Origin of the sequence: uncultured Oscillibacter sp., from assembly GCF_900544955.1 — a bacterium.
Lineage (GTDB): Bacteria > Bacillota > Clostridia > Oscillospirales > Oscillospiraceae > Oscillibacter.
The window spans coordinates 1-15846 of the sequence record NZ_UQXD01000028.1; the positions used below are offsets into that span (position 1 = coordinate 1).

19 protein-coding genes are annotated in these 15846 nt (G+C 66.4%); all 19 read left to right on the plus strand.

Translation table 11 applies throughout. The features are described from left to right. A partial coding sequence (locus QZS21_RS07670) for a hypothetical protein (protein WP_295582014.1) occupies positions 1-245 on the plus strand: 245 nt, incomplete at its 5' end. 10 nt (positions 246-255) lie between these two features. Next, complete coding sequence (spoIIIAC, locus tag QZS21_RS07675; RefSeq protein WP_295582016.1) at positions 256-450, plus strand: stage III sporulation protein AC; 195 nt, start codon at positions 256-258, stop codon at positions 448-450. A gap of 2 nt (positions 451-452) precedes the next feature. Next, positions 453-842 carry a SpoIIIAC/SpoIIIAD family protein gene (locus QZS21_RS07680; protein WP_295582018.1) on the plus strand — a complete coding sequence of 130 codons (390 nt, stop codon included), beginning with the start codon at positions 453-455 and terminating at the stop codon, positions 840-842. Further along, the gene (locus QZS21_RS07685; RefSeq protein WP_295582021.1) at positions 839-1915 is read left to right on the plus strand and encodes a stage III sporulation protein AE; all 1077 of its coding nucleotides are present in this window, start codon (positions 839-841) and stop codon (positions 1913-1915) included. Before QZS21_RS07680 ends, QZS21_RS07685 begins: the two co-directional genes overlap by 4 nt. Beyond that, the gene (locus tag QZS21_RS07690) at positions 1915-2397 is read left to right on the plus strand and encodes a stage III sporulation protein AF (protein ID WP_295582023.1); all 483 of its coding nucleotides are present in this window, start codon (positions 1915-1917) and stop codon (positions 2395-2397) included. The genes QZS21_RS07685 and QZS21_RS07690 overlap by 1 nt, the downstream gene beginning before the upstream one ends. Further along, complete coding sequence (locus QZS21_RS07695) at positions 2387-2896, plus strand: hypothetical protein (RefSeq protein WP_295582025.1); 510 nt, start codon at positions 2387-2389, stop codon at positions 2894-2896. Before QZS21_RS07690 ends, QZS21_RS07695 begins: the two co-directional genes overlap by 11 nt. Positions 2897-2919: 23 nt before the next feature. After that, a complete protein-coding gene (locus tag QZS21_RS07700) occupies positions 2920-3483 on the plus strand; it encodes a SpoIIIAH-like family protein (RefSeq protein WP_295582027.1) in 564 nt (187 codons plus the stop codon). 85 nt (positions 3484-3568) lie between these two features. Next, complete coding sequence (locus QZS21_RS07705) at positions 3569-3958, plus strand: Asp23/Gls24 family envelope stress response protein (RefSeq protein ID WP_295582029.1); 390 nt, start codon at positions 3569-3571, stop codon at positions 3956-3958. Between the two features lie 34 nt (positions 3959-3992). Beyond that, positions 3993-4442: a transcription antitermination factor NusB gene (gene nusB, locus QZS21_RS07710; protein WP_295582031.1), complete on the plus strand. Its 450-nt coding sequence runs from the start codon at positions 3993-3995 to the stop codon at positions 4440-4442. A 256-nt stretch (positions 4443-4698) separates the two neighbouring features. Further along, positions 4699-5913 (plus strand): exodeoxyribonuclease VII large subunit, encoded by a 1215-nt coding sequence (xseA, locus tag QZS21_RS07715; protein WP_295582033.1) that lies wholly within the window; start codon positions 4699-4701, stop codon positions 5911-5913. After that, positions 5910-6146, plus strand: coding sequence for an exodeoxyribonuclease VII small subunit (gene xseB, locus QZS21_RS07720; RefSeq protein ID WP_295582035.1), 237 nt, complete (start codon positions 5910-5912; stop codon positions 6144-6146). The genes xseA and xseB overlap by 4 nt, the downstream gene beginning before the upstream one ends. 1 nt (position 6147) lies before the next feature. After that, positions 6148-7029, plus strand: coding sequence for a polyprenyl synthetase family protein (locus QZS21_RS07725; protein WP_295582037.1), 882 nt, complete (start codon positions 6148-6150; stop codon positions 7027-7029). A gap of 139 nt (positions 7030-7168) precedes the next feature. Continuing rightward, a complete protein-coding gene (locus QZS21_RS07730; protein ID WP_295582039.1) occupies positions 7169-8089 on the plus strand; it encodes a 3-hydroxyacyl-CoA dehydrogenase family protein in 921 nt (306 codons plus the stop codon). 802 nt (positions 8090-8891) lie between these two features. Next, on the plus strand, positions 8892-9443 hold the full coding sequence (locus QZS21_RS07735; protein WP_295582041.1) for a hypothetical protein: 552 nt from the start codon (positions 8892-8894) through the stop codon (positions 9441-9443). Positions 9444-9458: 15 nt separating this feature from the next. Beyond that, the gene (dxs, locus tag QZS21_RS07740; protein ID WP_295582043.1) at positions 9459-11318 is read left to right on the plus strand and encodes a 1-deoxy-D-xylulose-5-phosphate synthase; all 1860 of its coding nucleotides are present in this window, start codon (positions 9459-9461) and stop codon (positions 11316-11318) included. Further along, positions 11308-12132, plus strand: a complete 825-nt coding sequence (locus QZS21_RS07745; RefSeq protein WP_295582045.1) for a TlyA family RNA methyltransferase — start codon at positions 11308-11310, stop codon at positions 12130-12132. Before dxs ends, QZS21_RS07745 begins: the two co-directional genes overlap by 11 nt. After that, the gene (locus QZS21_RS07750; protein WP_295582047.1) at positions 12129-13001 is read left to right on the plus strand and encodes an NAD(+)/NADH kinase; all 873 of its coding nucleotides are present in this window, start codon (positions 12129-12131) and stop codon (positions 12999-13001) included. The genes QZS21_RS07745 and QZS21_RS07750 overlap by 4 nt, the downstream gene beginning before the upstream one ends. Before the next feature lies 1 nt (position 13002). Then, entirely contained in the window at positions 13003-13452 is a 450-nt protein-coding gene (gene argR, locus QZS21_RS07755) for an arginine repressor (RefSeq protein ID WP_295582049.1), read from the plus strand. Positions 13453-13628: 176 nt separating this feature from the next. Next, positions 13629-15314, plus strand: coding sequence for a DNA repair protein RecN (gene recN, locus QZS21_RS07760; RefSeq protein ID WP_295582051.1), 1686 nt, complete (start codon positions 13629-13631; stop codon positions 15312-15314). Positions 15315-15846 lie beyond the last annotated feature (532 nt).

A 15846-nucleotide genomic window follows, 5' to 3' on the forward strand; every position in this document is an offset into this window, starting at 1 on the left:
TGCGGGGCGCCTGGCGGCGCCTGGCCGGGGAACTGCCCCTCTCGGAGGGGGACCGGGCGGTGGTGGCCGCCCTGGGGGACGACTTGCAGGGCGACGAGGAGCAGGTCTGCCGGGCGCTGGCCCTGGCGGCCTCGGAGCTGGAGCGGAGCAGGGAGCGGCTGGAACAGGACCGGCAGGCGGAGGAGAAGCGGACCACGGCGCTCTGTTTTTCCTCGGCGGCGCTGCTGGTGATTTTGCTGATTTGAGGGACGCGGTATGGATGTGGATTTGATTTTCAAGATCGCCGCCATCGGGATTCTGGTGGCGGTGCTGAACCAGCTGCTGGTGCGCTCCGGCCGGGAGGAGCAGGCCATGATGACCACCCTGGCGGGGCTGGTGGTGGTGTTGATGATGATGGTGCAGGAGATCAGCGACCTGTTCGATCTCATCAAAACGCTGTTCCGGTTTTAGCCGTGGCGGAGATCGTCCAGGTGACGGCCCTGTGCGTAGTGGGGGCGCTGCTGGCGCTGGTGGTGAAGCGGGGCAGCCCGGAGAGCGCCCTGCTGCTGGCCTTGGCGGCCACGATGCTGGTGCTGGCGTTTTTGCTGGAGGGCCTGGGGGAGCTGACGGCGTTTTTGGAGGAGCTGGGGGAGCGCAGCGGCGTGCCGGCGGTGTTGTTTGTGCCGCTGTATAAGACCGTGGGCATCTCCCTGGTGGTGCGGGTGGGCGGCAGCCTGTGCCGGGACGCGGGGGAGACGGCCCTGGCGGCGGTGGTGGAGACGGCGGGGGCGGTGTGCGCCCTGCTGGCGGCGCTGCCGCTGCTGCGGTCGGTGCTGTCGCTGCTGGTGGAGTTGATGCAATGAAAAAAGTGATCTTACTCATCTTCTTTTTGCTGGTGCTGGCGGGCCGGGCCCAGGCCGCAGCCCTGCCCGGGGAGCTGACGGACGCCCTGCCCAAGGGGGCGGAGGAGCTGCTGGAGGAGGGGGACTTCTCCGGAATCAGCGGCTTTTCCGGCGGCGTCGCCCGGCTGCTGGAGGGCATCGGCGGCCAGGCGGGGGACATCCTCCGCCAGCGGGTCCGGGGGGCGGCGTCGGTGCTGCTGGTGGTGGTGCTGTGCGGCGCGGTGGACGGTGCCTTTCTCACCGGCGGGGGGAAGGGCGCGGTGTTTTTGCCCATGGCGGGGGCGCTGTCCATCACGCTTTTGACCGTGGGGAGCCTGGACTCCCTCATGGGGCTGGGCAGGCAGACCATCCAGGAGCTGTCCGTGTTCTCCCGGGCGCTGCTGCCCACCCTGGCGGCGGCCACAGCCGCTGCGGGGGGCGTGGGCACCGCCACGGTCCAGCAGGTGACCACCGTGTTTTTGGTGGACCTGCTGGTGAGCCTGATCCGGGAGCTGCTGCTGCCGCTGGTGTACCTCTACATCGGGGTACTGGCGGCCTCGGCGGCGCTGCCGGAGAACCGGCTGGGGGCTCTGGCGGAGGGGCTGAAAAAACTGGTGACCTGGGCGCTGACCACCGCGCTGCTCCTCTTCACCGTCTATCTCTCCGTGGCCCGGATCATCACCGGCGCCGCCGACGCCGCGGCGGTGAAGGTGACCAAGGCCGCCATCTCCGGTGCGGTGCCGGTGGTGGGAGGCATCATCGCGGAGGCGGCGGACACGGTGCTGGCGGGGGCGGGGCTGCTGAAAAACACCATCGGCATCTTCGGCACCCTGGCCATTCTGGCGGGGTGCGCCTACCCCTTTTTGCAGCTGGGCATCCAGTACCTCCTCTACAAGCTGACGGCCTTCCTGGCCGCCGCCCTGGGGGCGCCCCAGCTGTGCAAGCTCATCGACGGCCTGGGCGGCGCCTTCGGGCTGGTGCTGGGGATGACCGGCAGCTGCGCGCTGCTGCTGCTGATCTCCGTGCTGTCCTCCGTGGCGGCGGTGGTGCCGTGATGGCGGCGCTGCGGGAGTGGCTCACCTCGGTGGTGGTGGTGTCCATGCTGCTGTCCGTGGCGCAGCTGCTGGTCCCGGAGGGGACGCTGCGCAAAATCGCCTCCTTCACCGGCGGGCTGGTGCTGCTGGCGGCGCTGCTGCGGCCGGTGCTGGGGGCGGATCTGGGGCGGCTGCGGCTGGATTTGTCGGATTACCGGGAGGCGGTGGAGCAGCGGCAGGCGGAGCTCTCGGAGGAGAGCGGCGCGGAGATGGCGGAACTCATAGCCGCGCGGACAGAGGCATATATATCGGAGGAAGCCGTCCGGCTGGGGGCGGCGGTGACGGTCCGGGTGGAGACGGAGGCGGGGGCGGACGGCGTGCCCGTCCCCGTGGGGGCGGTGCTGACGGGCCCGCGGTCCCAGGCGCTTTCGGACTACATGGCAAACCAGCTGGGCATCCCCGTGGAGAGGCAGGTATGGCAGGATGGGAACGATGAAAACTGAAGGAGTGCGAAAGCTATGGGACAGGTACAAATACGCGGTCTTAGTGGTGCTGATCGGCGCCGGGCTGCTGCTATGGCCGAGTGGGACCGGCGGTACGGCGCCCGCCTCCCGGGGGACGGCGGCACCGGCTCAGGCGGTCCAGGACATCCGGGGCGAGATGGAGGAGATTCTGGGGACCATCAGCGGTGTGGGTCAGGTGAAGGTGATGCTGACGGTGGATACCGATGGCGAGCGGCAGCTGGCCCTGGATACGGAGCTGAGCTACAGCGGGGACACCGCCGCGCCGACGGACTACTCCCGCAAGTCCGAGACCGTCTTGCTGGATGGGGACGACGGGGACGAGACGGTGGTGACCCGGACGCTGTATCCCACCTACCGGGGGGCGCTGGTGGTGTGCCAGGGCGGAGACCGGGCGGAGGTCCGTCTGGCGGTGACGGAGGCGGTGGCGGCGCTGACCGGGCTTTCCGCAGACCGCATCACAGTGGCAAAATGGCAGTGATTATCTGGAGGAGGAGAGGACCTATGGGCGCAAGATTCAAACGGAACGCGGTAGTGGCCACCATGGCGGTGCTGGTGTGCGCGGCGGTGGCGCTGAACTGGAAATTCACCGGGGAGCAGGCGGCGGAGCAGGTGGAGCAGACCGGCAGCAAAATCCTGGGGGAGGCGGCGCTGGTCAGCGGCCAGGAGGGGGAGAGCGACGCCCCGATGGACGAGACGGCGGTGTACACCGGATCGGACTACTTTGCCTCCGCCCGGCTGACCCGCCAGCAGGCGCGGGACAGCGCCATCACCCTGCTGCAGGAGGCGGCGGAGCAGAAGGACGCGGACCAGACCCTGGCCAACGAGGCCTCGGAGGGCATCCAGGTGCTGGCAGGCTATACTCTGAAGGAGGCCCAGATTGAAAACCTGGTCACTGCCAAGGGGTACAAGGACTGCGTGGCCTTCCTGGGGGACGGGGGCATCAGCGTGGTGGTGTCCACGGACAGCGGGGAACTTACCGGGGAGGATGTGGCCAAGATCACGGACATCGCCATGTCGGAGACGGGCCTTCCCGCCAGCGGCGTGAAGATCATGGCCGCAAATTAGCTGTTGTAATTTCAGGGTCGGCATGGTACAATATTCAAAAATAATCGCTTTTACCAAGGATACCAAGAATAAGGAGAATCACGTCATGGCTGAAAGCAAGGAATACATGACCCTGCCGGAGGAAAACGGCAGCATCAATATCTCCGAGGAGGTCATCGCCGCCATCGCCGTGGGCGCTGTGCGGGAGGTGGAGGGTGTCTCCGGCATGATGACCAACCTGGGCGGCAGCGTTACGGACCTGATGAACAACAAGAAAAACGCCCAGAAGGGCGTCCGCGGCGTGAAGATCGACATGACCGGTGCCGCGCTGCGGCTGGACCTGTACCTGACGGTGCAGTACGGCAGCCCCATCCCCGAGGTGGCGGAGAACGCCCAGAAGGCCGTGGCCTCCTCCGTGGAGGCGATGACGGGCTGTCCGGTGGAGGCCGTCAACATCCACGTGGGCGGCGTGACCCTGGCGGAGAGCCGGACCTGAGACTGGAACGAGAGAGAAAAGGACGAATTGTAATATGGTACGGAACACCGCGCGGGAAATCGCCATCCATCTATCCTATGAGCTGAGCTTTACCGACAAGCCCATCGACGCCCTGCTGGACGAGCGGCTGACGGAGGAGACCTTCTCCACCCTGTCGGCGGAGGACCCCATCTACGCCGAAGTACCCAATGCCAAGCAGGAGGCGTATATCCGGCGGCTGGTAAAAGGGGTGGACACCCACGCGGCGGAGCTGGATGGCTATATCGCCAAGTACGCCAAGGGCTGGAGCTTCGCCCGCATCCCGCTGGTGGCCTCCGCCATCATGCGGGTGGCCATGTACGAGATTTTGTACATGCCGGACATTCCCAACGGCGCCGCCATCAACGAGGCGGTGGAGATCGCCAAGAAGTACGAGACGCCGGAGACGGTGAAGTTCATGAACGGCATCCTGGGCAGCTTTGTGCGCCAGGAGCTCCCCCAGTAAACAAATTGGGCAGAGCGGGGCGCGGCGGGGGGACCGCCGTCCTCCGGCTCTGCCTTTTTCTATGGCCGGGAGGTCGGGGCGGACAGGCCCTCCCCGGTGCGCAGCCCCCCGTCCCGCCCCCGTGGGGCGGAATCCCGTCGTCCCCGCCCGACGGCGGCATCTCCCGTCCCCGCGCTGTGCGCGGACTCCCCCCGACCCCGCGCCGCTGCGCGAACCAGGCCGCTCTCCCCAACGGGCAGAACAAGGAGGTCCCCCAATGGAACACCACATCTTCGGCGTCACCGAAGTCAACAACCTGGTCAAGCTCCTGCTGGACAACGAGCCCATGCTCCAGTCCGTCTCCGTCCGGGGGGAACTGTCCAATTATAAAATGTATCCATCCGGGCATCATTACTTTACCCTGAAGGACCCGGAGGGCGCCCTGCGCTGCGTGATGTTCAAAAGCGCCGCCGGGAAGCTGCGCTTCCGCCCGGAAAACGGCATGAAGGTGGTGGTCTCCGGCCGCATCACCGTGTTTCCCCGGGACGGGGCCTACCAGCTCTACTGCAACACCCTCATCCCCGAGGGGGCGGGGGATCTGGCGGTGGCCTTCGAGCAGCTGAAGGCCAAGCTCTACGATGAGGGCCTCTTCGCCCCGGAGCACAAAAAGCCCCTGCCGCCCTATCCGGAGCGCATCGCCATCGTCACCTCCTCCGCCGGGGCGGCGGTCCACGACATGATCCGCATTCTCCGGCGGCGGTATCCCATCGCCAAGGTGGTGCTCCTGCCCGTCCGGGTCCAGGGGGCGGAGGCCCCGCCGGAGATCGCCGGGGCCATCCGCTATGCCGACCGCTGGAAGATCGGCGATGTCATCATCACCGGCCGGGGCGGCGGTTCCATGGAGGATCTGTGGGCCTTCAACGACGAGCGGGTGGCCCGGGCCATCTACGAGTGCGCCACCCCCGTCATCTCCGCCGTGGGCCATGAGCCGGACGTGACCATCGCGGACTTTGTGGCGGACGCCCGGGCCTCCACCCCCTCCAACGCGGCGGAGATCGCCGTGCCGGACCAGGCGGAGCTGCTGCGATGGCTCCGGGGAGCGGGGGAGCGGATGAAGCAGAGCGAGACCGCCCGGCTGGCGGCCCTGCGCACCCGGCTGGACACCCTGGCCCGCAAGCGGTGCATGACGGACCAGTTGGCCTTTGTCCAGGATAAGCGGATGGAGCTGGTCCATGTCCAGCAGCGGCTGGGGGACCTGTCCGGTGCCCTGGTGGGGCGGAAGCGGCAGCGCTTCGCCGCCCTGGCGGCGTCTCTGGACGCCCTGAGCCCGCTGGCCGTGCTGGGCCGGGGCTATGCCGTGGCCCGGGGGAAAACGGGGGCCATTTTGAAGAGCTGGCGGGACGTGGCGCCGGGAGACCGGGTGTCCGTCACCCTGGGAGAGGGCGGCTTCACCGCCGCCGTGGACAAGCCGTTTGAGGAGGAACACAGATGAGCGGAAAAAAACAGACCTTTGAGCAGCAGCTCCAGCGCCTGGAGGAGATCGTGGCGGTGCTGGAGAAGGGGGACGCCCAACTGGCGGACTCCCTGGCCCTCTTTGCGGAGGGGACCAAGCTGATCGCCGCCTGTTCCAAGGAGCTGGACCAGGCGGAGCAGCAGGTGGTGAAGCTGATGAAGGGCCCCGACGGCACTCCGGTGGAGCTGCCCTTCGGGGAAGAGGAGGACTGACATGGACCAGACTGCGTTTGACGCCCGGTACGACGCCTGCCGCCGGGCGGTGGAGACCTACCTGGCGGGGCTGTTTGCGGACAAGGAGACCCACTGGGCGGACCTGTACGAGGCGATGTGCTACAGCCTCCTGGCGGGGGGAAAGCGCATCCGCCCGGTGCTGACGCTGGAGTTTGCCCGGCTGTGCGGACTGCCGATGGAGGCGGCCCTGCCGGTTGCCTGCGCCCTGGAGCTGGTCCACACCTACTCCCTGATTCACGACGACCTGCCCTGCATGGACGACGACGACCTCCGCCGGGGCAAGCCCACCAACCACAAGGTCTACGGCGAGACCCTGGCCGTTCTGGCAGGGGACGCCCTCCAGCCGGAGGCCTACCGGCTGATTTTGACCGCCCCCGGCCTGACGGCGGAGGCCCAAGCCGCCTGCGCGCTGCTGCTGGCGGAGGCCTCCGGCGCCGACGGCATGGTGGCGGGCCAGGTGCTGGACACCCTTCACGCCCCCCGGACGGAGGCGGAGTTGACGGAGGTCCACCGGCTGAAAACCGGGGCCATGATGGCCGGGGCCTGCAAGATGGGGGTGGCCGCCGGCGGCGGCGGCGCCGAGGCTCTGGCGGCGGCGGAGGACTACGCCCTCCAGCTGGGGCTGGCCTTCCAGATCCGGGACGACGTGCTGGACGTGGTGGGGGACGAGGCCACCTTCGGCAAGCCCATCGGCTCCGACCGGGAGGAGGGGAAGGCCACCTTCGTGGACCTTCTGGGCCTGGAGGGCTGCGAGGCGGCGGTGGAGGCCGCCACGGCCCGGGCCAAGGCCGCGGTGGCGGACCTGGACGATGACGGCTTCCTTCGCTTCCTGGCGGACAGCCTGGCCCGGCGGAAGCTGTAACAGGTTTTCCCGCGGCGGGGGCGCAAGCCCCCGCCTGTTTTTTTGCCCGGCCAGAGGGCCGCTGGAAAAGTTCCCATTGTCTGGCGCATCCCGGCGTGGTATATTGGAGGTATCAACTATCTGAGGAGGAATCCGATCTATGTCAAAGTGTAAAGTCGGCGTCGTGGGCACCGGCGTCATGGCCACCGGCACCGTGGTGCTGCTGATCTGCAACCGCTATCCCGCGGTGATGTACGGCCGCTCGGAGGAGAGCTGTGAGAGGGGCGTCCGGACCGTCCACGAGAGCCTGGACGACATGATTGCCGCCGGCGTCCTGACGGCGGCGCAGAAGGAGAAGGCGCTGACCTACCTGACCACCGCCACGTCCTACGCCGCCCTGGCGGACTGCGCCTTCGTCATCGAGTCCACCGCCGAGACCATCGAATCCAAGCGGGAGGTGATGGGCCATCTGGAGGAGGTCTGCCCGCCGGAGACCATCCTCAGCTCCACCACCTCCGCCATCTCCGCCAACGAGATCGCCCAGACCCTTCTCCACAAGGAGCGGTTCATGGTGGCCCACTCCTGGAACCCGCCTCACCTGGTGCCCCTGGTGGAGATCGTCAAGAGCGCCCACACCTCTCAGGAGGCCGTGGACAAGGAGGTGGCCCTGCTGGAGGACCTGGGCCGGGTGCCGGTGGTGCTGAAGAAGGACGCCCCGGGCTTCATCGGCAACCGCCTCCACCACGCCCTGTTCCGGGAGGCGGAGTACATCATCCAGGAGGGAATTGCCGACGCTGAAGCCGTGGACAAGACCTTCCTCTACTCCATCGGCCAGCGGTACAGCTCCATCGGCCCCATGGAGTACTGGGACCACATCCCCGTGACGCTGCAGACCAATATTCAGACGTATCTCTTCCCCCATCTGTGCAACGCGGACAAGCCCGGTACGCTGCTGACGGACAAGGTTGCCACCGGGAAGGACTTGTACGACTGGACGCCGGAGCGGACGGAGGACTACGAGCTGCGCAAGCGCAAGCCCTTCTATCGCTTCACCACGGTGAAGCTGGAGGACGAGGAATAAGGCATCCGGGGCCCGGCGGCAGCGCCGGGCCCCAAAAATTTATAAATTGTTTATTTTTCGTTATGCAGAATATGTTGTATATTTATTGAAACCGTGCTATACTAATTCACGCTAAGCGGCGGCGCAGTATTCTAGTCAGATCTGCCGTTTCCTAGGGAGGGCCTAAAAATCCTCTGAAGGGCACATCGATGAAACCTCTGGTGCCTGCTTGATACGCCCAGTTTTGGGTGGGTGCTGGGGGGAAGCGCGCCATGCGTGCTTGCGGACTCAGGGCGATTTCCAATGGCATGGTCAACCCGACCCTGTTTCCGTGGAGACCTGTTCTTGTGCACAGACGTACTCCCATCGCGGTAATTTCGGCCTGTGTACGAAACAGATTGTGAACCTGCAATGCGGTGCATCGGTCCCCAAGGGCCGTAACGCTGTGTGCAGACGTAGCCTGCCTTGCGTGGGTATGGTGGATGAGAGGCCAGACCGTTCTGACTCCGGCCGGAGCAACGGACGGTCCTTTGCTCTTTGAAACCCTGCCTGCAAAAGAGGCTAAAGAAGCGGACGGACTGTGGTGGAAATCACCTAGGCTGTTCCCGTGAGGCAGAAAAGGGATTGCAGTGCGGACTAAGTGGCAATCGGGTAGCGCGGACGGGCGACGCCGCGCCCTGGCACCAAAGGGGGAACCGCCTCTATCGGCAACGAGAGGTGTGCCTTGGGGAAATCCAACCCGTACCTAAGCCGTAAGATTTACCTTTTTTGCCGCCGCCGGCTTAGCAGCATCGAAAAGATACCCCCATTTGGAGGCCATTGTTTGAAAAAAGAGAAAAAGGACAAAAAGGGCGGCGCGGCCGCCCCATACCGTTGGGCTTTGACGGTGTTCTGCATGGCGGTCGCCCTGTCCGCGGCGTTGAGTCTGGCGTCGGAGTCGATGCTGGACGGCGCGGGCGTGGCGGTCGCCGTTTTGACGCTGGCCATGTTCATTCTCCTGGGCATCGTGTTCGACGTGGTGGGCGTGGCCGTGACGGCGGCGGACCCCCGGCCGTTCCACTCCATGGCCGCCCACAAGGAAAAGGGGGCCAAGGAGGCCCTGGGCCTCCTGCGCAACGCCAGCCACGTCTCCAGCGTCTGCAACGACGTGGTGGGCGACATCTGCGGCATCGTCTCCGGCGCCACCGGTGCCGTCATCGTCACCCAGCTGCAAAGCGCCCTGAGCACCCGGACCGTGCTGATCTCCGTGGGCGTCACCGCCCTGATCTCCGGGCTCACCATCGGGGGCAAGGCCCTGTCCAAGACCTTCGCCATGAAGCAGAGCACCAAAGTGGTCTACTGGGCGGGGCGGTTTTTACATGTGTTCCACCGCTGAGAGGAGGGGAGCGGCATGCTTCTGGAAACAATCCACTCTCCCGCCGACGTAAAGGCGCTGGAGGCCGCGCAGCTGCCCGTTTTGTGCCGGGAGCTGCGGGAGTTTCTCATTGAGAGCGTCTCCCGGACCGGGGGCCATCTGGCCTCCAACCTGGGGGCCGTGGAACTGACGGTGGCCATCCACCGGGTATTTGACACCAGCCGGGACCGGCTGGTGTTCGACGTGGGCCACCAGTGCTACGTCCACAAGGCCCTCACCGGGCGGCAGGCGCTGTTCGACACCCTGCGGCAGCTGGACGGTCTCTCCGGCTTTCCCAAGCCCCATGAGAGCGCCCACGACGCCTTCATCGCCGGCCACGCCTCCAACTCTGTGTCGGTGGCACTTGGAATGGCAAGGGCCAGAACTTTACAGAAAGAGGCGTACAGCGTCCTGGCCCTCATCGGGGACGGCGCCCTCACCGGGGGGCTGGCCTACGAGGGGCTGAACAACGCCGGGGCCTCCGGCGAGCCGCTGATTGTGATTTTGAACGACAACGGCATGTCCATCAACCCCAACGTGGGGGCCATGCCCTCCCACCTCAGCCGCCTGCGGTCCAAGCCCGTCTACTACCACTTTAAAAAGTGGTATCGGGGGCTGTTCGGCAAGCGGCCCATGGAGAATTGGCTGTACCGGTTCAACCACCGGGTGAAATCCTCCCTGAAAAAGACCCTCTGGCCCGGCAGCACCCTCTTTGAGGACATGGGCTTCACCTACCTGGGGCCTGTGGACGGCCACGACCTGCCCCGGCTGTGCGACGTGCTCCAGTGGGCCCGGGAGCTGAACAGCCCCGTGGTGGTCCACGTGAACACGGTGAAGGGGAAAGGGTATCCCTTTGCGGAGCAGAATCCTGGCAAGTTCCACGGCGTGGGCCCCTTCGACCCGGCCACCGGCCTTTTGAAATCCCCCGGCGGAGAGAGCTTCTCGACTGTCTTCGGCAAGACGCTGGCGGACTGCGCCGCGGAGGACAGCCGGGTGTGCGCCATCACCGCCGCCATGGCCGACGGCACGGGGCTGACGCCCTTCGCCCGGGAGTTCCCGGATCGGTTTTTCGACGTGGCCATCGCTGAGGGGCACGGGGTGTCCATGGCGGCGGGCCTGGCGGCCCAGGGCATGATTCCGGTGTTTGCGGTGTACTCCACCTTTTTGCAGCGGGGCTACGACCAGCTGATTCACGACGTGGCGCTGGAGCGGCTCCACGTGGTGCTGGGCGTGGATCGGGCGGGACTGGTGGGCGCTGACGGCGAGACCCACCACGGCTGCTTCGACGCGCTGTTCCTCTCGGAGATCCCGGGGTTCACGGTGCTGTGCCCCTCCAGCTTCGCGGAGCTGCGGCACATGCTGCGCCAGGCCCTGTTCCAGCTGGAGGGGCCGGTGGTGGTCCGGTACCCCCGGGGCGGGGAGGGCCGCTTCCGCTCGGATACGGCGGAGTCGTCCATCGCCTGGCTGCGCCGGGGGGAGGACGTGACGCTGCTCTCCTACGGCGTGCTGGTCAACCACCTGCTGGACGCGGCGGAGCTGCTGGAGGCCGCCGGCATCCGGGCGGGGGTGGCCAAGCTGAACCGCATCTCGCCCCTGGACCACGACCAGGTCTGCGGGGCGCTGGGCGGCGCGAAACGGCTGCTGGTGCTGGAGGATTCCTTCGGCGCGGGCTGCGTGGGGCAGCGAGTGGCCGCCATCTTGGCGGAGCACGGCGCGGCCCCGGCGCAGCTGATCCTGAAAAATCTGGGCAAGACCTTTGCCCCCGAGGGCAGCGTCCCCCAGCTGGAGCAGCGCTTCGGCCTGGACGGCGCTGCCGTCGCGGCGGCGGTGAAGGAGGCAATGGCGCATGAGCAATAAGACGCGGCTGGACGTGCTGCTGGTGGAGCGGGGCTTGCAGGAGAGCCGGCAGAAGGCCCAGGCCACCATTATGAGCGGCTTGGTATTCGTCCGGGGCCAGCGGGTGGACAAGCCCGGCACCGCCGTTTTGAACGACGCGGAGATCGAGGTCCGGGGCAACGTCCTGCCCTATGTGAGCCGGGGCGGGCTGAAGCTGGAAAAGGCCATGGCCTCCTTCCCCATCCATCTGGAGGGGGCCGTCTGCGGCGACATCGGCGCCTCCACCGGCGGCTTTACCGACTGCATGCTGCAAAACGGCGCCGCAAAGGTCTACGCCGTGGACGTGGGCTACGGCCAGCTGGCCTGGAAGCTCCGCAGCGATGAGCGGGTGGTGTGCCTGGAGCGGACCAACGCCCGCTACCTCACCTGCGAGCAGATTCCCCAGCCCCTGGACTTCGCCTCCATCGACGTCAGCTTCATCTCTTTGAAGCTGATTCTCCCCGCCGTCTGCGGCGTGCTGAAGCCGGAGGGCCATGTGGCCTGCCTGGTCAAGCCCCAGTTCGAGGCGGGCCGGGAGAAGGTGGGGAAGAAGGGGGTGGTCCGGGACCCGGCGGTGCACCGGGAGGTGCTGGAGCACTTCCTGGACCACGCAAAGGAGTCCGGCTTTGCCGTCCTCGGCCTTACTTATTCGCCCATTCGGGGACCCGAGGGAAACATCGAGTACCTGGGCTATCTGGAGAAGGGCCCCTGGCGGGAGGCGGCCTTTGATTTGGAGGCGCTGGTGGCGGAGTCCCACCAGGTGCTGAGAGAACACGGAGAGGGGGAAGCCCAATGAATCCCAAGAAGATCATCCTGTGCCCCAACCCCAACCGGGACCAGGGAATGGCCGCCACAAAGCAGGCCGACGCCATTTTGCGGGAGATGGGCTTCCGCACGGTGGTGTGCTCCCCCTTCAAGGACCAGAAGGCCGGGGCGTTCGCGGATTACGACGTGCGCTCCCTGCCCCAGGAGATGCGGGGGGCGGACCTGCTCCTCACCTTCGGCGGGGACGGCACCATTCTGCATCTGGCCAAGCTGGCGGCGCTGCACAAGCTGCCGGTGCTGGGTATCAACATGGGGGGCCTGGGCTTCATCGCGGAGCTGGAGGCCGGGGAGCTGGAAACCCTGAAAAAGCTGCGGGACTGGGACTTTGAGACGGAGTCCCGCATGATGCTGGACGTCTCTGTGTTCCGTGAAGGAAAACAGGTTTACACCAACCTGGGCCTCAACGACGCGGTGATTCGGGAGGGCCCCATCTCCCACGTCATCCACCTGAAAATCTCCTCCGACGGCCGCCATCTGGCGGACATTGCCGGGGACGGCGTCATCATCTCCACCCCCACCGGGTCCACGGCCTACTCCCTGTCCGCCGGCGGGCCGGTGGTGGAGCCGGTGGCCCAGACGCTGGTGGTCTGCCCCATCTGCACCCACAACATGCGCTTTTCCTCCTACGTGCTGTCCCCGGACCACGTGCTGACGGTGGAGCTGGAGCGCAACGGCCGCAAGCCGGTGTATCTGTGCGTGGATGAGAGCCGGGCCTTCTCCCTGCGGGCGGACGACAAGGTGCAGGTGCGCAGGAGCAAGTATGTGATGAAGCTGGTGCGGCTGACGGAGAAGAGCTTCTGTGAGATTTTCGCCCAAAAAATGCTGCCGGGAGGGCTGTGACATGAAAAACGACCGCCAGACCATGATTTTGGAGATCATCTCCCAGGAGAACATTGAAACCCAGGAGCAGCTCCTCTCCCGCCTCCAGGCCCGGGGCATCAACTCCACTCAGGCCACCATCTCCCGGGACATCAAGCAGATGCATCTCATCAAGGAGCCGGTGGGCCAGGGGGTCTACAAATACGCGGTGTCGGGCAACCGGACGAAGCTGAACTTCGCGGAGAAGCTGCGGACCATCTTCCGGGAGAGCATCACCTCCATCGCCTATGCCCAGAACATCGTGGTCCTCAAGACCATGCCGGGCCTTGCCAGTGCGGCCTGCTCCGCCCTGGACAACATGGACATCACCTATATGGTGGGGTCCCTGGCGGGGGACGACACCGCGTTTTTGCTGATGCAGGACACGGAGTCCGCCGCCGCCTTCTGCGAGGAGATCAAGGAGATGCTATGACTCCAAGGGGGACTGGCGTCCCCCTTAGACGCTCCGCCGGGCGGCGCCCGGCTCCGCTGAACCCCCTCACCCGCAGATCTGCGGGTGCCCGCCGCGGCGGGCAGCGGGGTCCAGGCGGAAGTGAATTCCGCCTGGACGGTATTTTTTGAGAGTTTTGGTAAACGAGGTGGATACCATTGCTGGAATTGCTGCATATTGAGAACATCGCCGTCATTGAGTCGGCGGACATCCAGTTTCAGCCGGGGTTCAACGCCCTGACCGGCGAGACCGGCGCCGGAAAATCCATCGTCATCGACGCCATGGGGGCGGTGCTGGGGGGACGGACCTCCCGGGAACTGATCCGCACCGGGGCGGAAAAGGCCTTTGTCAGCGCCGCCTTCTCCCAGGTGCCGCCGGCGCTGCCGGGGCTGGAGGAGACCGGAACCGCCCCGGACGAGAATGGGGAGCTGCTGCTCCAGCGGGAGATTTTCACCGACGGCAAAAACGCCTGCCGGGTCAACGGGCGGCCCGTCACCGTGGCCCAGCTGCGGCGCATCGGCCAGGACCTTCTGAACATCCACGGCCAGCACGACGGCGCCCAGCTCCTGGACGAGGAGCAGCACGGCGCCTATCTGGACCGCTTCGGCAAAACCGAGGGGGTCCTGGCGGATTACCGCCGGGCCTACGACGCCATGGCGGACCTGCGGGGCCGCATCCAGGCGCTGCAAATGGACGAGGCGGAGAAAGCCCGGCGGGTGGACAGCCTGCAATTCCAGATCGGCGAGCTGGAGCGGGCGGAGCTGACGGCGGGGGAGGACGAGGAGCTGCGCCAGCGGCGGGAGCTGCTGCGCAACGGCGAGAAGTACCTCTCCGCCCTGGCGGGGGCGGACTACTGCCTCAATGGCGGCGACGAGGATGCCGGGGCGGTGGGGAAGCTGCGGGACGCGGAGAGCGCCCTGGCGGGCATCCGCACCCTGGGGGAGGACCTGGGGGAGCTGTTCAACCGGCTGTCACAGCTGCGCAGTGAAGCCTTCGACCTTGCCGAGACCATCCGGGACAAGCGGGGGGAGTTTGACTTCTCCCCGGCGGAGCTGGACGCGGTGGAGAGCCGGGCGGACCTGCTCTACCGGCTGAAAAAGAAGTACGGCGCCACGGTGGAGGACTGCCTCGCTTATCTGGACAAGTGCCGGGCGGAGCTGGATGCCATCGAGACGGCGGACGACACCTTAGCGCGGCTGGAGGGGCAGGTGGAAAAGGCGGCGGCGGCCGTCCGGGCGGCGGGCGCCGCGCTGACGGAGGCCCGCAGGGCGGCGGCGGCGGTTCTGGAGCAGCGCATCCAGCGGGAGCTCCAGGAGCTGGACATGCACAAGGTCCGCTTTGCCATCGATTTTGCGGAGAAGGAGCCCGCCGCCGACGGCTGCGACACCATCCGGTTTCTGATGTCCGCCAACGTGGGGGAGGACCTGCGGCCCATCGCCAAAATCGCCTCCGGCGGCGAGCTGGCCCGGATTATGCTGGCGCTGAAAAACGTCCTGGCGGAGCAGGAGGCTGTCGCCACGCTGGTCTTTGACGAGGTGGATACGGGCGTGTCCGGCCGGGCGGCCCAGAAGGTGGCGGAGAAGCTGGCGCAGGTCAGCCGCCGCAAGCAAGTGCTCTGCGTCACCCATCTGCCCCAGCTGGCGGCCATGGCGGACACTCACTTCTCCGTGGAAAAGGGGGAGGACAAGGGGAGAACCTTCACACGTGTGGTCCGGCTGGACCGAAAGCGGCGGGAGGCGGAGCTGGCCCGGATCACCGGCGGAAGCAAGGTGACGGAGGCGCTGCTGGCCAGCGCCGGGGAGCTGCTGGACGGGGCGGAGGCCTACCGGCGAGGATTGAGATGACCGGGATTCCAGCCCAAAGGGCCTGAGGGACGTCCGCGCATCGGCGCGGGGACGAAGGATTTCCGCCTCCGCCAGACGGCGGTATCCCCCGTCCCCGCGCCGTGCGCGGATCGTTCTTCGTCCCCTCGCTGTTTGTACCGGCATCCCAAGGAGTTGATTCTCGCCGGATATCCCAAGAAAATACAAGGATTTGGATTGACATTCCGGCGCTGATCGGATACAATACCCCGTGTATACAGCGAGGAAGAGGACCAGTACCCGCCACGGCACTGCAAAGAGAACCCCTGGCACGGTGAAAAGGGGAGAGCGCCCGGCGGTGAATACACCTTGGAGCTGGCACCCCAACGGCCCCCTGCGGCCCAGTAGGCGTGCTCCGGGAGCGCCCGTTACCGCGCTGTCGTGTATTGGCACGACCTGAGGCCGTTCTTTGCGAGAAGGCGGCGAACCAGAGGTGGTACCGCGAGATGTCTTCGCCCTCTGTCCCTGCCGGGACGGGGGCATTTTTGTTCCATTCCGGCGCATTTCTAACACC

What these genes read in the sequence shown, in the direction of transcription:
- QZS21_RS07685 (WP_295582021.1), top strand. Translation starts at nt 839, where the DNA reads ATGAAAAAAGTGATCTTACTCATCTTCTTTTTGCTGGTGCTGGCGGGC.
- QZS21_RS07695 (WP_295582025.1), top strand. Translation starts at nt 2,387, where the DNA reads ATGAAAACTGAAGGAGTGCGAAAGCTATGGGACAGGTACAAATACGCG.
- xseA (WP_295582033.1), top strand. Translation starts at nt 4,699, where the DNA reads ATGGAACACCACATCTTCGGCGTCACCGAAGTCAACAACCTGGTCAAG.
- spoIIIAC (WP_295582016.1), top strand. Translation starts at nt 256, where the DNA reads ATGGATGTGGATTTGATTTTCAAGATCGCCGCCATCGGGATTCTGGTG.
- argR (WP_295582049.1), top strand. Translation starts at nt 13,003, where the DNA reads ATGAAAAACGACCGCCAGACCATGATTTTGGAGATCATCTCCCAGGAG.
- QZS21_RS07725 (WP_295582037.1), top strand. Translation starts at nt 6,148, where the DNA reads ATGGACCAGACTGCGTTTGACGCCCGGTACGACGCCTGCCGCCGGGCG.
- QZS21_RS07730 (WP_295582039.1), top strand. Translation starts at nt 7,169, where the DNA reads ATGTCAAAGTGTAAAGTCGGCGTCGTGGGCACCGGCGTCATGGCCACC.
- QZS21_RS07750 (WP_295582047.1), top strand. Translation starts at nt 12,129, where the DNA reads ATGAATCCCAAGAAGATCATCCTGTGCCCCAACCCCAACCGGGACCAG.
- xseB (WP_295582035.1), top strand. Translation starts at nt 5,910, where the DNA reads ATGAGCGGAAAAAAACAGACCTTTGAGCAGCAGCTCCAGCGCCTGGAG.
- dxs (WP_295582043.1), top strand. Translation starts at nt 9,459, where the DNA reads ATGCTTCTGGAAACAATCCACTCTCCCGCCGACGTAAAGGCGCTGGAG.
- QZS21_RS07700 (WP_295582027.1), top strand. Translation starts at nt 2,920, where the DNA reads ATGGGCGCAAGATTCAAACGGAACGCGGTAGTGGCCACCATGGCGGTG.
- QZS21_RS07690 (WP_295582023.1), top strand. Translation starts at nt 1,915, where the DNA reads ATGGCGGCGCTGCGGGAGTGGCTCACCTCGGTGGTGGTGGTGTCCATG.
- nusB (WP_295582031.1), top strand. Translation starts at nt 3,993, where the DNA reads ATGGTACGGAACACCGCGCGGGAAATCGCCATCCATCTATCCTATGAG.
- QZS21_RS07745 (WP_295582045.1), top strand. Translation starts at nt 11,308, where the DNA reads ATGAGCAATAAGACGCGGCTGGACGTGCTGCTGGTGGAGCGGGGCTTG.
- QZS21_RS07705 (WP_295582029.1), top strand. Translation starts at nt 3,569, where the DNA reads ATGGCTGAAAGCAAGGAATACATGACCCTGCCGGAGGAAAACGGCAGC.